The organism is Bailinhaonella thermotolerans, assembly GCF_003594875.1.
In the GTDB taxonomy this organism is placed as follows: Bacteria; Actinomycetota; Actinomycetes; order Streptosporangiales; family Streptosporangiaceae; genus Bailinhaonella; species Bailinhaonella thermotolerans.
Genome location: NZ_QZEY01000001.1, coordinates 723,703 through 737,429 on the forward strand (window position 1 = coordinate 723,703; position 13,727 = coordinate 737,429).

16 protein-coding genes are annotated in these 13,727 nt (G+C 73.8%); 8 read left to right on the top strand and 8 right to left on the bottom strand.

The genetic code is table 11. From position 1 onward, the window contains the following. Positions 1 to 10: 10 nt before the first annotated feature. A complete protein-coding gene (locus D5H75_RS03595) occupies positions 11 to 466 on the bottom strand; it encodes an Lrp/AsnC family transcriptional regulator (RefSeq protein ID WP_119924839.1) in 456 nt (151 codons plus the stop codon). Between the two features lie 105 nt (positions 467 to 571). On the opposite strand from D5H75_RS03595, the gene D5H75_RS03600 reads away from it, so the two are divergent. Further along, positions 572 to 1,138, top strand: a complete 567-nt coding sequence (locus tag D5H75_RS03600) for an RBBP9/YdeN family alpha/beta hydrolase (RefSeq protein ID WP_119924840.1) — start codon at positions 572 to 574, stop codon at positions 1,136 to 1,138. A gap of 95 nt (positions 1,139 to 1,233) precedes the next feature. Here the strand turns inward: D5H75_RS03600 and D5H75_RS03605 are convergent, their stop codons facing one another. Both D5H75_RS03605 and D5H75_RS03610 read right to left on the bottom strand, forming a co-directional pair. Next, positions 1,234 to 1,794, bottom strand: coding sequence for a GlcG/HbpS family heme-binding protein (locus D5H75_RS03605; RefSeq protein ID WP_202637782.1), 561 nt, complete (start codon positions 1,792 to 1,794; stop codon positions 1,234 to 1,236). A gap of 111 nt (positions 1,795 to 1,905) precedes the next feature. Continuing rightward, complete coding sequence (locus tag D5H75_RS03610) at positions 1,906 to 2,271, bottom strand: VOC family protein (RefSeq protein WP_119924841.1); 366 nt, start codon at positions 2,269 to 2,271, stop codon at positions 1,906 to 1,908. Positions 2,272 to 2,318: 47 nt separating this feature from the next. On the opposite strand from D5H75_RS03610, the gene D5H75_RS03615 reads away from it, so the two are divergent. The 4 genes from D5H75_RS03615 (at position 2,319) to D5H75_RS40795 (ending at position 4,547) form a co-directional block, all read left to right on the top strand. Continuing rightward, positions 2,319 to 2,618 (top strand): ArsR/SmtB family transcription factor, encoded by a 300-nt coding sequence (locus D5H75_RS03615; protein ID WP_119924842.1) that lies wholly within the window; start codon positions 2,319 to 2,321, stop codon positions 2,616 to 2,618. Between the two features lie 135 nt (positions 2,619 to 2,753). Beyond that, positions 2,754 to 3,062: a hypothetical protein gene (locus tag D5H75_RS03620; protein WP_147425053.1), complete on the top strand. Its 309-nt coding sequence runs from the start codon at positions 2,754 to 2,756 to the stop codon at positions 3,060 to 3,062. 312 nt (positions 3,063 to 3,374) lie between these two features. Continuing rightward, positions 3,375 to 4,322 carry a helix-turn-helix domain-containing protein gene (locus D5H75_RS03625; protein WP_119924844.1) on the top strand — a complete coding sequence of 316 codons (948 nt, stop codon included), beginning with the start codon at positions 3,375 to 3,377 and terminating at the stop codon, positions 4,320 to 4,322. A gap of 42 nt (positions 4,323 to 4,364) precedes the next feature. Then, positions 4,365 to 4,547 carry a hypothetical protein gene (locus D5H75_RS40795; protein WP_147425054.1) on the top strand — a complete coding sequence of 61 codons (183 nt, stop codon included), beginning with the start codon at positions 4,365 to 4,367 and terminating at the stop codon, positions 4,545 to 4,547. Positions 4,548 to 4,572: 25 nt separating this feature from the next. Here D5H75_RS40795 and D5H75_RS03630 read toward each other — a convergent pair whose 3' ends face one another. Next, on the bottom strand, positions 4,573 to 5,235 hold the full coding sequence (locus D5H75_RS03630; RefSeq protein WP_119924845.1) for a TetR/AcrR family transcriptional regulator: 663 nt from the start codon (positions 5,233 to 5,235) through the stop codon (positions 4,573 to 4,575). 115 nt (positions 5,236 to 5,350) lie between these two features. On the opposite strand from D5H75_RS03630, the gene D5H75_RS03635 reads away from it, so the two are divergent. From D5H75_RS03635 to D5H75_RS40800, 3 genes are all read left to right on the top strand, one after another. Beyond that, positions 5,351 to 6,820 carry an MFS transporter gene (locus D5H75_RS03635; protein WP_119924846.1) on the top strand — a complete coding sequence of 490 codons (1,470 nt, stop codon included), beginning with the start codon at positions 5,351 to 5,353 and terminating at the stop codon, positions 6,818 to 6,820. Between the two features lie 99 nt (positions 6,821 to 6,919). Continuing rightward, positions 6,920 to 8,143 carry an alpha/beta hydrolase family protein gene (locus D5H75_RS03640; RefSeq protein ID WP_119924847.1) on the top strand — a complete coding sequence of 408 codons (1,224 nt, stop codon included), beginning with the start codon at positions 6,920 to 6,922 and terminating at the stop codon, positions 8,141 to 8,143. Positions 8,144 to 8,409: 266 nt separating this feature from the next. After that, positions 8,410 to 8,718, top strand: a complete 309-nt coding sequence (locus tag D5H75_RS40800; protein WP_147425055.1) for a hypothetical protein — start codon at positions 8,410 to 8,412, stop codon at positions 8,716 to 8,718. Between the two features lie 81 nt (positions 8,719 to 8,799). On the opposite strand, the gene D5H75_RS03645 is transcribed toward D5H75_RS40800, so the two are convergent. From D5H75_RS03645 to asnB, 4 genes are all read right to left on the bottom strand, one after another. Then, positions 8,800 to 9,585, bottom strand: a complete 786-nt coding sequence (locus D5H75_RS03645; RefSeq protein ID WP_119925204.1) for an AfsR/SARP family transcriptional regulator — start codon at positions 9,583 to 9,585, stop codon at positions 8,800 to 8,802. Positions 9,586 to 10,011: 426 nt separating this feature from the next. Then, entirely contained in the window at positions 10,012 to 10,845 is an 834-nt protein-coding gene (locus D5H75_RS03650; RefSeq protein WP_119924848.1) for an ABC transporter permease, read from the bottom strand. Then, positions 10,845 to 11,870, bottom strand: a complete 1,026-nt coding sequence (locus tag D5H75_RS03655; RefSeq protein ID WP_340137745.1) for an ATP-binding cassette domain-containing protein — start codon at positions 11,868 to 11,870, stop codon at positions 10,845 to 10,847. Before D5H75_RS03655 ends, D5H75_RS03650 begins: the two co-directional genes overlap by 1 nt. Beyond that, positions 11,867 to 13,720 carry an asparagine synthase (glutamine-hydrolyzing) gene (gene asnB, locus D5H75_RS03660; RefSeq protein ID WP_119924849.1) on the bottom strand — a complete coding sequence of 618 codons (1,854 nt, stop codon included), beginning with the start codon at positions 13,718 to 13,720 and terminating at the stop codon, positions 11,867 to 11,869. Before asnB ends, D5H75_RS03655 begins: the two co-directional genes overlap by 4 nt. Between the last annotated feature and the right edge of the window lie 7 nt (positions 13,721 to 13,727).

Sequence of the window (13,727 nt, forward strand, 5' to 3'; positions counted from 1 at the left end):
CCGTCGCGGGTCAGGACGTCGCCGACCGGGCGTCGGTCAGCGGCTTGTGGGGGTAGGCGCGGAGCACGAGGGATGTGGTGACAGGGCCGAAACGCGCGAGCGCGTCGACGACCTCCTCGAGTCGCCCCGCCTGGGGGCAGTAGACGTCGAAGATGAGGCAGTCCTCCCCGGTGACTCTGAGGGTGCCGGCGATCTCGGGGGTCCGGGAGGCGAGGTCCAGGGCACGCGGGAGCTGGGCGTGCGTGGTGCGCAGCCGGATGATCGCGTGAATGTTCAGCCCGAGGGCCTCCGGGTCGACCACGGCCCGGTAGCCGGTGATGACGCCGTTCTTCTCCAGCCGCTGGATGCGCGCGCCTGCCGCGGGCTGCGAGAGCCCGACGCGGCGCCCCACCTCCGCGCCGGTCAACCGGCCGTCGGCCTGGAGCAGGGCGAGGATGTCCCGGTCTATCCGGTCGAGTGATTCCATTGTCGTCCGCACCGTTTCCTTTGAGATCACTTGCGTCGCCCCCGCGGCCCTGACGCATCCAGCAGAATCTGCGCCAGGCGCTCCCATGATCGCAGGGAGCGGCGAATGAAACGGTGGTGGGCAGTGGACACGTACGTCATCATCCCGGGCATCGACGGCTCGGACGACCGGCACTGGCAGACCTTGTGGGAGCGGGAGTGGGGCGCCTCGGCGATGAGGATCTCCCCCGCCTCGTGGTCCGCCCCCGATCTGGATGACTGGGTCGGCGCCGTCCAGGAGGCGTACGACGAGGTCTCCCAGCGGGACGGCCAGGTCGTGCTGGTGGCCCACAGCCTGGGCTGCTGGGCCGCGTCCGCCTGGCTGAACGAGAATCCCTCCAGCCCGGTGGGCGGCGCGTTCCTGGTCGCACCGCCCGACCCGCGCGGACCCGCGTTCCCGCGCCAGGCGGCCGCGACGTTCGTCGAGGTGCCGGCACGACCGTTGCCGTGCCCGGCCCTGGTGGTGGGCAGCGCCGATGATCCGTACTGCGGCCCCGAGGCGGCCGCCGGGTTCGCGGCGCGGTGGGGGGCGCGATGGCACCTGGCGGGCGCGTGCGGGCACCTCAACTCCGCCAGCGGCCTGGGCTCGTGGCAGCACGGCCGAGAACTCCTGGACTCGCTGACCCGGCGGTGATCGGCCACCGCCGGGGACGAACAGCCACCAGGTGAACTCGCGGTTCCCGGCCGCGGGGGCCGTGGTCGGGCCGGGCCCCCGCGGCCTGGCCGCCGTCAGCGGCCCAGCGCGCCTTCCACGGCTCGCAGGCCGGCGCGGGCGATGGCCTCGTCGATGGAGCCCTGGGGGGCGCCTCCGACGCCGATGCCGGCGATGGGCATGCCGCCGGAGATCACGGGCACGCCGCCGGCGAGGAAGAGGGTGCCCGGGATGTCGCGGATCGTCGGGCCGTCGCCGACGGCGTTCGCCGCGAGCTTGGAGGTGGGCTGCCCGAAGCTGACCGCGGTGAACGCCTTGCGCTTGGCCGACTCCTCCGTCTGCGGGCCGGCGTGCGCCGTCTTGAGGACCAGCCGCGTCGCGCCGGAGCGGTCCACGATCGCGACCGTGACCCGCTGGCCGCGCCGGTGCGCCTCCCTGATCGCGGCCCGGCCGATGCGCAGCAGGGCCTCGGAGTTGAGCACCCGGGTGTGCGTGACGAAGCGGTCGCCGGCCCGGCCGCCCGCCGGCGCGGCGGGCGCGGCCTGGGCCGCGGAGACACCGGCCGAGCTGAGGGCGAGCACGAGGCCCGCCACCATCGTCACGCCGCGACGCGGGCGCGCGAAGGCGTTCTTGTTCATAAGGCAGTTCCCCCGAATTGAAAGACACGGGCCGGCACGTCCAGCCCGCCGGGGTTCGATACCCACCGGGGCCCGACTATGCACGGCGACCCGCGCCGTCGCCCTGCGCGGTCAGCTCCCGATCTGGCGCAGGGCGAGCTGGTTGCCGTCGGGGTCGCGGAGGACGGCGAACACGCCGCCGGGCTGCCGGCTCGGAGGGCCGAGGAAGAGGACGCCGCGATCGCTGAGCGTGCGGTAGGTGGCCTCCAGGTCCTCACAGTCGACGACCAGGCCCCGCAGGGATCCCGGGGGCATCTCGTCGAACCAGTTGACCAAGGTCAGGCTGGTCTGGGCGCCGGGGAGGCCCACCTGGATCCAGCGCAGGTCATCGCCGAAGACCGACTCGGCGACGAGCTCGAAGCCGAGCTTCTCCAGGTAGAACTCCTTGGCCTGTTCCTGGTCGCCGACCGGGACCGAGACCACGGAGACGAATCTCATGGCCACCCTCCTTCTATCGGTTTTCGCCGAAAACCTATCGTTGCCCCATGGCGCGACCCCAGGCAAGCGAGGACACCTTCCGAGCGATCGCCGACCCCACCCGGCGCAGGATCATCGAGTTGCTCTCCGAGGGCCCCCGGACCGCGGGCGAGCTGGCCTCGGCCTTCACCTCATGCCAGTCCACCGTCTCCGGCCATCTGGGCATCCTGCGCCGCGCCGGTCTGGTCACCTACACCGAGCAGGCCAGCCGCCGCATCTACTCCCTCACGCCCGGCCCGCTGGCCGAGATCGCCGATTGGGCCACGCGCTACCAGGGGGCCGCTCCCCGGCCACCCCTGCGGGAGTAGACCTGCCGCGGCAGGGACGGGTCTTCTCCCCTCCACCGCCAGGTGCAGGCCCGCCGGGAATCGGCCTCCCGGGTGACGGAAATATCAGCCGTGCATGTGACGATCGCCGCCAGAGCGGCGCACTACCGTGCCGCTATGACCGCCGCCAGATCGATCCTGACGTCCCTGGGGCTGGTGCTCGGCCTGGCCTGCCTGGCCGGATGCCAGACCGGCCAGTCCGGCCAGGCAGGCCAGGCAGGCCAGACCGGGCCCGGCACCCCGGCGGGGACCGCCGGGACCCCGGCGAAAGGCACCCGCTTCCCGGAGCACGGGGCGCTGATCTCGGCGGCCTGCGCCCCGGACGGGCCCGGGGAGATCTGCGACACGGTCGCCCGCGACCTCACCCAGAGCGAATGGCAGCAGTTCGCGCCAGAGACGCCCTACACCAGGACCTGCGGCCGATGAGGGCGCAGGTCCCGGTCCGGGGCGGTCCACGGCTCGCCGGAGCGGACGTCGCTCGGTGACCGCCACCCGCCCCCGCCTCGCGGTCACCCCGGCGTGGCCGGTCTCCGCCGGGTCTCCGCCGACCCGGCGCGCGCCGAGGGCATCGAGCGGGAACGACGGTGAGGCCGACCCCCGGTCCCCTCCAGACGCGGGGGGTCGGCCTCCCGACCTGCCACAGCCTCACCCATGATCCCGCTGACCTGGAAGGAATCGTTGTTCCCGGGAACCGGATTCCCCGTAACTATGGCCGCCCGGATGCCATCATTGGTCGACATGGGCAGCCCGGACAGCGCACCTCCCGCGTCGTCACGGGGGTCGCTCGGCGAGTTCCTGTTCGCCCGGCGCGCGGCCGTCAGCGCGGCCGAACACGGCCTGCCCGAACCCCCGTACCGCCGCCGGGTTCCCGGGCTCCGCCGGGAGGAGGTCGCCCAGCTCGCCGGGATCAGCACCGACTACTACACCCGGCTGGAGCAGGGCCGGGTGCGCACCGCCTCGCGCTCGGTGCTGGCCGCGATCGGCCGGGCCCTCCGGCTGAACGAGGACCAGCAACGGCACCTGTTCAAGCTCGCCAATCCGGGCCGGGCGGGTCGGCGCGGCGAGGGCGCGCGGCAGGTCGGCGCGCAGACGGCGCGGCTACTGGCCAACCTGATCGACACTCCCGCCCTGGTGTTCGGGCGGTACCTGGACATCCTCGCCTGGAACCGGCTCGGCTCCGCCCTGCTCGGTGACCTCTCGGCCATGCCGGCGAGGCGGCGCAACTACGTCCGCATGCTCTTCCTGGATCCGCGGGTCCGGGCGCTGCCCGACGACTGGCCCGCGCGCGCCCGCGAAGCCGTCTCCAGCCTGCGCATGGCCGCCGGCGCCTGCCCCGAGCGGCCCCGGCTGCGCGAACTCGTCGGCGAGCTGTCGGCCCGCGACGCCGACTTCCGCACCTGGTGGAGCCAGCACCTGGTGAACCTGCACCCCTTCGGCCACACCAGGCTCCATCACCCCGCCGCCGGGACGTTCGACGTCGATTGGCAGGCCCTGACCAGCATCGACGAGCAGGAACAGGCCATCGTCCTCATCACGGCGCCCGCCGGCGGCCCCGACCACGCCGCCATCCGCCGCCTCTCCGAATGGGCCGACCGCCAGAACCTGTCCCCCAGCCACCCAGCCGCTGTCGCCGAGGATGAGAGAGTCGCGGCGCCTGCCGACCAACGGCGTCGCGATCACCAGTAAGGCCGGGTCCTTCACCAGATCGGTGGGGGCGGGGACGGCTGGATGAGAACCACGCATTCGATCGAGATGCGTGCCACTGTCGTGGTCAAGCGGTATCGGCCGGTGGACCACGGTCAGCCCCAGCGGGAATGGCGTGCCCTGGACCTGCTCAACCGGCATGCTCCGGGGCTCGCGCCGGCCCCGCTGGAGGCAGACCTGAAGGGCGAACCCCCCACCGTGCCGTAGCCCGCCAGGCATCTCTCTCGGGTGGTCAGGTGGGGCGGTGGTGGGAGAGGAAGGTTTCGACGGCCGCGGCCACGTTGTCGGCGATCGCTTGGTCGTCGGGTTTCACGTCGGGGCGCATGGTACGGATGAGCTGGAGTGAGCCGACGGACATGGCGACGAGCTGCTGTACGGCGCGCCAGGGGTCGGGCACGCGCAGCAGGCCGCGGCGGTGCAGCTCTTCCAGCTCGCCGACGAGGGGGCGGTCGAGGGTGTCAATGGTGATCTCGTACCAGAGGCGGCCGAGCTGGGGGAAGCGGTCGATCTCCCCGATCACCAGGCGGCGCAGCGCGAGGAGGTCGTCGCCGAGCAGGGTGTGAGCCCAGCGGGTGAGGAAGGTGCGCAGCGCCAGGGCCAGGTCGGAGGCGTCCGCCATGGTGCAGGGCATCGCGGCCAGGTCGGCGTAGCTCTCCTTGAGGGTCCCGCCGATGACGGCGAGGAAGAGCCGTTCCTTGTTGCCGTAGTGCTTGTAGAGGGTGGGCTTGGAGACCTTGGCGTGGGAGGCGATGGAGTCCATCGACGCCGCGGAGTAGCCCTCCGCCAGGAACTCGGCGCGGGCCGCCTCGATGATCGCCCGGCGCTTGCCCGCCGAGGAGCTCACCGGGTCCGCGATGACGGGGATCCCGTACTCGTCCACTCCCTCAGTACCCATGACCGCAGCTTACTACACCGTTTAGTTGTGATGTGGACCACTCTCTGTTGACCCGGCGGTCACGTCCGGCTCTATGGTTGAACTGCACCGTTTAGTTCATCCCAAGGAGTCGCACATGACCACGTCCGCGCCACATCGCCGAGCACCGGGAGGCGTCGCGCTGGCCCTGCTGGGGCTGGGCAGCCTCATCACGGCCCTGGACTTCACCATCGTCTACGTGGCCCTGCCCGACATCGCGCGGGAGGTGGGCTTCACCAGCCAGACACTCCAGTGGGTGATCAGCGCCTACGCCGTCCTCTACGGCGGGTTCCTCCTCCTGGGCGGGCGGCTGGCCGACATCATCGGCCGCCGGAGGATGTTCGTCGCCGGGATGCTGCTCTACGGCGCCGGATCCGTGCTGGGCGGTCTGGCCACCGAGCCCGCGCCGCTGATCGGAGCCCGGGTCATCCAGGGGGTGGGCGGCGCCGTCCTGTTCCCCGCCACCCTTTCCCTGGTCGTCACCCTGTTCGCCGAAGGTCCCGCCCGCAACAGGGCCGTGACGGTCTGGTCGGTGGCGGGCGCCAGCGGGCTGAGCCTCGGCGCGCTCCTGGGCGGCGTGCTCACCAGCGCGTTCGGCTGGGAGGCCGTGTTCTACGTGAACGTGCCGCTGGCCGTTCTCGGCGCCGCCGCCGCGTTCGCCGTACTGCCCGCCGACGGAGCGCGGCAGCGCGGGAGAGGGTTCGACCTGCCGGGCGCGCTCGTGGGCACGGCGGGCGTCACGGGCCTGGTGTTCGCCATCGCGCAGGGGCCGGAATGGGGCTGGGCCTCGCCGGGCGTGCTGGGCACCGCGGTCGTCTCCCTGGTCCTGCTGGCCGGCTTCCTGGCCATCGAGGCCCGCAGCCGCAACCCGTTGATGCCGCTGCGCCTGTTCGCCAACCGCAGCCTCAGCTCGGCGGCGGGGATCATCCTCATCTTCGGCCTCACCCTGCAGTCCATCCCGTACTTCCTGACGCTGTACTTCCAGGACGTCCTGGGCTACAGCGCCCTGCAGACCGGCCTCGCGTTCCTGGCGCCCACCCTGGCGATGACGGCCGGCAACCTCGTCAGCGAGCGGCTGATCCCCCGCTTCGGCACCCGCCCCACCCTGATCCTCAGCCTGGTCGTCGCGGCCGCCGGCACGGCGGGCCTGGCCGCCGGGGTGCTCGTCGGCGGCTCGTACCTCACCGTGCTCGCCGGGATCATCGGGTACGGCCTGGGCACCGGCATCACCTTCAACACGATGTGGATCGCCGCCACCACCGGGGTCGCCCCGGAGGAGCAGGGCACCGCCTCGGGCATCTCCTCGACCGTCCTGCAGGCCGGGACCGGCGCCGGGCTCGCCGTACTCGTCGCCGTCGCCAACGCGGGGACCGGCGGCCTGACCGGCCAGGCCCTGAAGGCGGCCACCGCCGGCGGGCTTCGCGACGCCCTGCTCGTCATCGCCGCGGGAGCCCTCGCCGGCGGCCTGATCGCCCTGCGCCTGCCGGGCCGGCCCCGCCGGGTCCCGCAGCCCGCCCCTGCCTCTGCCCCTGCCCCTGCCCCTGCCCGGGAGAAGTCTCCCGTCTGACGGCCCCGGCCCCTCACGCCGGCCTCGGGGCGGCGGGCGTCGCATCCCCCGCCCGCCCCGGGAGACCCGGCATCGATCCCCCACCACGGAAGGTTCCCCATGAGATTCGCCCGTACGGCCACCGCCCTGCTCCTGACCGCAGGAGCGCTCACCACGGCGACGCCGGGCCAGGCCGCCGCCTACCCCTGCGACGAGAACTGCCAGGCCGCGCTCCAGCGGCAGCAGGCCAACGCGCTGCCGCGCACCTCGTTCTACGACGCCCCCGACCCCCTGCCCTGGGCGCCCGCCGGCACGCTGATCCGCGAGCAGGCCACCGACGACTACGCGACGGGCGGCCGCCCGCTGCCGGCCACCCGCGTGCTCTACCACTCTCGCGACGCCCACGGCCGCGACCTCGCCGCCTCCGGCGTCATCCTGGTCCCGGGGGGCCGCCCGCCCAAAGGGGGCTGGCCGGTGGTCGTCAACGCGCACGGCACGAGCGGCATCGGGCGGGACTGCGCCCCCTCCCTGATGCGCGACCTCTACCACGGCGACCAGATGGCCCGCTTCCTCGACAGCGGCTACGCCGTCGTCGCGCCCGACTACGCCGGACTGGGCACCGACGGGCGGCACAAGCTCATGGACAGGACCGCCGCCACCCACGACGTGATCAACGCGGTGCGGTCGGCGCGGCAGGCCGTACCCGGCCTGTCCCATCGCTGGGTGCTGTGGGGACACTCCCAGGGCGGGGCGGCCGCCCTCAGCGTCGCGGAACGCCAGGTCCACTCGCCCGAGCCCGGGTACCTCGGAGCCGTGGTCACCTCGCCCGGCGCCGACCTGCCCGCGATCGTCGAGTACGTCGCCGCGCAGCCGGGCATGGGCGCCTTCGTCTCGCTCATCGCCGCGAGCGCCAAGCTCGCCGACCCCCGGCTGCCGCTCGACCGGGTGCTGAGCCCGCAGGCGATGGACCGGCTCGCCGTGACCCGCTCCGGCTGCCTGGGCGTGGCCTCCGCCGTCTACGCCGGCCTGGCCGGTGACACGCTGGTACGGCCCGGCTACCTCGACGAGCCCCGTTTCGCCCGCTACCTGCGGCACAACATCACGGGCGCGCGCCGGGTCGCCGGGCCGGTGCTCCTGCTGCAGGGCGAGGCCGACACGCTCATCACCCCGGCCATGACCGAGGCCGTGGCCAGGACCCTGCGCGAGAACGGCTCCCGCGTGGACCACCGCACCTACCCCGGCCTGGGCCACGACACCTATCCCGGCTACATCACCGGGATCGACGACGGAGCCATGCCCGACATCCTGACCTGGATCGCCAACCGATTCGCCACCCCCCGATAGGCCGGACCGGGGAGCCCTCCGCGGCCCGGAAGCACCCTCCCGTGAGCGGGTCGTCCCCCCGGCGGCCCGCTCGCGGCATGTCATGACCCATCCGCCCAGCTCCAGGGGACTCGCGACCGCGCTTCGTGGATGTCGTGGCGGATCTCCCGGCAGCGCCATACCGGCTGAAACCTATATAAACCATTGCTTTTAGCAGTTAAGTGGGATGTAGCGGGCATCGGGTTTCTTGTCGCGCCCAGCACCGGGCGGAGATCGAGGAGGTAATCATGCGTGTCTTCGGAGCGTCGCAGGGGCTTGCTCTCGTTCTCGTCGTGGGGGGATCACTGGTTCCCGCTGTCGCGGCTCACGCGGGTTCGGGGCGGGCGGACCCCGCCTACACGTGCGACAACGTAGATCCCGGGCCCACGACCAAGGGGGAGGGCAACTGCGAGGGGACCGAAGGGGCGGTGAAGGACGGGCCGTTCCAGGGGGCCGTCGTCCTCAAGGAGCGCAACGGCAAGCTGGAGATCAACTGCTCCGGCGGCGGCACCGCCTCGCTGCCGGCCTCCGTCACCGCCAACGGGTGCGCCCCCTGACCGAGCCGCCGACCGGCGGGAAGGGGAAGCCCGAAGCGACGGGGTGTGCCATCGGGGCGCGCCCCGTCCCCATGCCGGGACCTAGGACGCCATGCCCGCCCGGTTCACGTGGCGGAGCGGGGAGTCGCCCGGCATCTCGCGCACGTCGACGCCCCGCAGGAGGTCCCGCTGCAGGTTCTGGTAGGCGGGAGACGGCTCCAGGCCCAGTTCGTCGCGCAGGGTGCGGCACATGACCCGGTACGCGTGCAGCGCCTCCCCGCGACGCCCCGCGCCGGCCAGCGCCTTGATCAGCTCGCCGTGGAACCACTCGTGCAGCGGGTGGGCCGCGACGAGGGCGCGGAGCTCGGGGATCAGGTCGCGGTCGTTCCCCAGCAGCATGTCGGCGCCGACCCGGAGCTCCAGCGCCCTGATCCGCAGTTCCTCCAGGTGGGCGATGTGCCCTTCGAGGCGGTGCCCGGCGCAGATCCCGGCCAGCGCCTCCCCGCGCCACAGGGCGAGAGCCGTACCGCACGAGTGTGACGCCTCGGCGAGCCTGCCCTGCTCGAACTGCCTCCGGCCCTGCTCGACCAGCCGCTCGAAGCGGTGCGCGTCCACCTCGTCGTCGTCGCCGAGGCGGATCGCGTAGCCGGGCGCCCGGGTCAGGATGACGTCCCGCCGCCGCGTCAGGCGGCTGAAGGACTTGCGGAGCTGGTAGATGTACGTCTGCAGCGTCGTGATCATGGTCCGGGGCGGCCTCTCCCCCCAGAGCTCGTCGATCAGCGTCTCCCGGGGGACGATGTGGTCGGCGCTCAGCAGGAGGAGGGCGAGTGTGCAGCGGACCTTCTGCGCGCTCGGGACGTGGCAGCGCCCTTCGTGCACGACCTCCATGGGCCCGAGGATGTTAAAGCGCATGCCCGCGCCCCCGGTGAGGCCGCCCGGGACGGTCCTGGCGTACGGCGAAGCGGTGCCGTTCGCCGCCCGGCCGCGCCGGGTCGGCCTCATCCCGCTCCTCGCGCCGCGAGGCGGCGGGCGGGGTGACGTACGGGCAGTGGTTTCGGGCAGGACGGAACGCAGGGGACATGGGGGACCTTTCACCTGGAGGGACAGGGGCCGGAATCACGAGCCGTCCTCGACCATCGATGGGGTCGCGCTCACGTCCAGCCGACGTGACGGGAACATACCCACTACGCTCAGCTACTATTCATAACCCCAGCGTGCCGCTGGTCCGAGAGTGGTAAGGCCCCGGGTCTGACGGCCCTCGAAGCAGACGCCGGGCCGCACTCGCGGTCGGCCTCCACGCGGATGGTCACCCCGCTAGCGCGCCCGCGAGCCGAAGCGGCGTACGGCCAGGGGCGCGCAGACGGCGATGAGGACCGCGGACCACAGGAGCGCGGCCGCGACCGGATGACGCAGGGGCGGCGCGGCGCCGGGCCCGGGAAGCGCCGGGTCGCCGAACAGGGCGCGGCACGCGCCCGTGACCGCGCTCACCGGGTTCCACTCGGCGACGACACGGAGCCAGGCGGGCATCGCACCGGCCGGGACGTAGGAGTCGGAGATCAGGCTGACCGGGAAGACCAGCGGAACGAAGCGGTCGGCCGTCTCCTCGTTCCGGAAGGCCAGCCCCAGGAGGACGCCGAGCCAGCCCATGGCGTACCGGAACAGGATGAGCACGCCGAAACCGGCCGCCGTCTCCCCCGGGCCGTGCCGCGCCCGCCAGCCCAGGGCCAGGGCGCACAGCGTCATCAGGCCCAGCGACATCAGGCCGGTGACCAGGCAGGAGGCGGTGTGGCCGAACGGCACGGCCGAGCGCGCCATCGGCATCGAGCGGAACCGGTCCATCACCCCCCGGCCCACGTCCGCCGCGACCGCCGAGGCCGTGATCAGCACCGCGCTCATGGCCGTCATCGCGAAGACCCCGGGGATGAGGTACTGCCGGTAGTCGCCGCCGCCCGGGACCCGCATCGCCCCGCCGAAGACGTACCCGAAGAGCAGGACCATGAGGACGGGGAACGCCAGCTCTCCGGCCGCCCGCCCGGGGTCGCGGGCCAGGCGCGCCAGCTCGCGCCGGACGAGGACGAGACCGTCGCGGACGGTCCAGGCGAGCCGTCCCCGCACGGTGGCGGGCGGCGGCGCCGGATCGGGGCCCATCAGCCGATCCCCTCCCTTGTCCCACCGGCCGGCTCGTTCCCCGCCCCGGCGGCGGGCAGGCCGGTGACGTGCAGGAAGACGTCGTCCAGGGTGGGCCGCCGGACGGTCAGGCCCTCGATGGGCACGCCGGCCGCGTCCAGCTCGCGCACCACGCGGGCCAGCGCCGCCGGGTCGCCCCGGGTCGAGACACTCAGCCGCAGGCCCCCGCCGGGCCCGGCCGTACTCCCCATGACGGGCTCGGCCCCGGTGGCCGACCGCAGCGCCCGGCGCACCGCGTCCGGGTCCGCGCCCGCCGGTACGACGACGTCCGCGTGCTCGGCCGCGCCGCAGGCGGCCTTGAGCCGCTCGGGCGTGCCCGTGGCCACCGCCCGGCCCCGGTCGATGACCACGATCGCGTCCGCGAGCCGGTCCGCCTCGTCGAGGTACTGGGTGGTGAGCAGCACGCTCGTGCCCCCCGCCGCGAGATCCCGGACCGCCGCCCACACCTCCGCCCGCCCGCGCGGGTCCAGGCCGGTGGTCGGCTCGTCGAGGAACAGTACGGCCGGCGAGACGATCAGGCTGGCCGCCACGTCGAGCCGCCGCCGCATCCCGCCCGAGTACGTGGACACCGTACGGCCGGCCGCGTCCTCCAGGCCGAACCGCCCGAGCAGGTCGTCGGCCCGGCGCCGCGCGGCGGCCCGGCCCAGGTGGTGGAGCTCGGCGAACATGCGCAGGTTGGCCCGGCCCGTGAGCTGCTCGTCCACGGCGGCGAACTGGCCGGCCAGGCCGAGCCGTCGCCGTGCCCGCGCGGCGTCCCGCACCACGTCGTGGCCGTCGATCCAGGCGCGGCCCGAGTCGGGCCGCAGCAGGGTGGCCAGGACGCGCACGGCGGTCGTCTTGCCCGCCCCGTTGGGGCCGAGCACCCCGCACACGGTCCCCGCGGGGATCTCCAGGTCGAGCCCGCGCAGGGCGTGCGTGGAACCGAACCGCCTGGTGAGCGCCTCGGCGCGGACCGCCGGGCCGTCCACGCGCCGGCCGCCGCTCACAGGTCGAGGGTGACGTCGTACTCGGCGAGCCACCGGTTGAGCCACAGGGCCATCTCCAGCCCGCCCCGGTCGTACGGCAGGCTCGCCGCGCGCGGCGGCCGCGCGAGGGCGACGCGGGCCCGGCCGAGGTCCAGCAGCGGCCGTACCGGGGCGTCGCCGTCCGCGAGGACCTCGGCCAACTCGGCGCGCAGCGCCCGCTCGTAGGCCGGGTCCTGGATCGCGGGGTAGGGCGTCTTGACCCGCTGGAGGATGGACGGGGGCAGCAGGTCGGCGACCGCGGCGCGCAGCAGGCTCTTCTCCCTGCCGTCGGCCGCCTTCATCGCCCAGGGCACGTTGAAGACGTACTCCACGAGCCGGTGGTCGCAGTACGGCACGCGCGCCTCCAGGCCGACGGCCATGCTCATCCGGTCCTTGCGGTCCAGCAGGGTCTGCACGAACCGGGTGAGGTTCAGGTGGGTGACCTCGCGCATCCGCCGTTCCAGGCCCGTCTCCCCCGGCAGGCGCGGCACCGCGGCCAGCGCCTCGCCGTACGCCGCCCGGCGGTGCTCTGGCAGGTCCAGCTTCGCCACCAGGTCCCGGTCCAGCAGGGTGAGGCCGCCGAAGTAGCGGGCCGAGCCCGAGGTCAGCCACGGGAAGGTAGGGGCGTTGACGGCGGCGGGGTGGTGGAACCAGCGGTAGCCGCCGAACAGCTCGTCGGCCGCCTCCCCCGACAGCGCGACCGTGGAGTGCTGCCTGATCTCGCGGAAGAGCAGGTACAGCGACGGCCACATGTCGCCCCAGTACGCCGGCGGGGCGTCGGTGGCGCGCAGCACCGCGGCCCGGACCCCGGGGGCGGCCAGGTCGGCGCTGTCGAGCAGCACCTCGGTGTGGTCGGCGCCGACGTGGGCGGCCAGGTCGCGGACGAACGGCGCGTCGGGCGCCCCGCGCACCGCGTCCGGGGCGAAGTCCCGGCCCGCGCCCGCGAAGTCCACCGAGAAGGACCGCACGGGGCCGCGCCCCGACGCCCGCAGCGACCGCGCCGCCAGGGCGGTCACCGCCGAGGAGTCCAGCCCTCCCGAGAGCAGGGCGCACAGCGGCACGTCCGCGACGAGCTGGCGGGAGACGATGTCCTCCAGCAGCTCCCGCACGGTGCGGACCGTGGCCGCGTGGTCGTCCTCGTGCTCGCGCGCCGGCAGCGACCAGTACCGCCGCGTGCGCAGTCCGCGCCGGTCCCGGATGACCAGGGCGCCGGGAGGGACCTCGCGCATCCCGGCGTACACGGCCCGCCCGGGCGTCCTGACCATGTCGAGGATCTCGCGCAGCCCGTCGGCGTCCACGCGCCGGGGCACGTGCGGGGCGGCCAGGATCGCCTTCGGCTCCGAGCCGAACAGCAGGCCGTCCGGCGTGGGGAAGTAGTAGAGGGGCTTGACGCCCATGCGGTCGCGGGCCAGCAGCAGCCGGTCGCCGCGGCTGTCCCAGACGCCGAAGGCGTACATGCCGTTCAGCCGCTCGGCGCAGTGCTCGCCCCACCGCAGGTAGGCGCGGAGCAGCACCTCGGTGTCGCTGGCGGTGCGGAACCGGTGCCCGTGGCCGGCCAGCTCGGCGCGCAGCTCCCGGTAGTTGTAGATCTCCCCGCAGAAGGTCAGCACGGCCGTGTGGCCGCCGCCCAGCGAGGCGGCCATGGGCTGCGCCCCGCCGCGCGGGTCGATGACGGACAGGCGGCGGTGGAGCAGCATGGCGTGCCGGTCGTACCAGCGTCCCTCGGCGTCGGGGCCGCGGCAGGCGAGCGTGCCCGCCATCGCCGCGCCCGTCGCGCCGGCCTCGGGTCCCAGCTCGCGGGCGAAGTCCACCCACCCGGCGATCCCGCACATGGTGGCC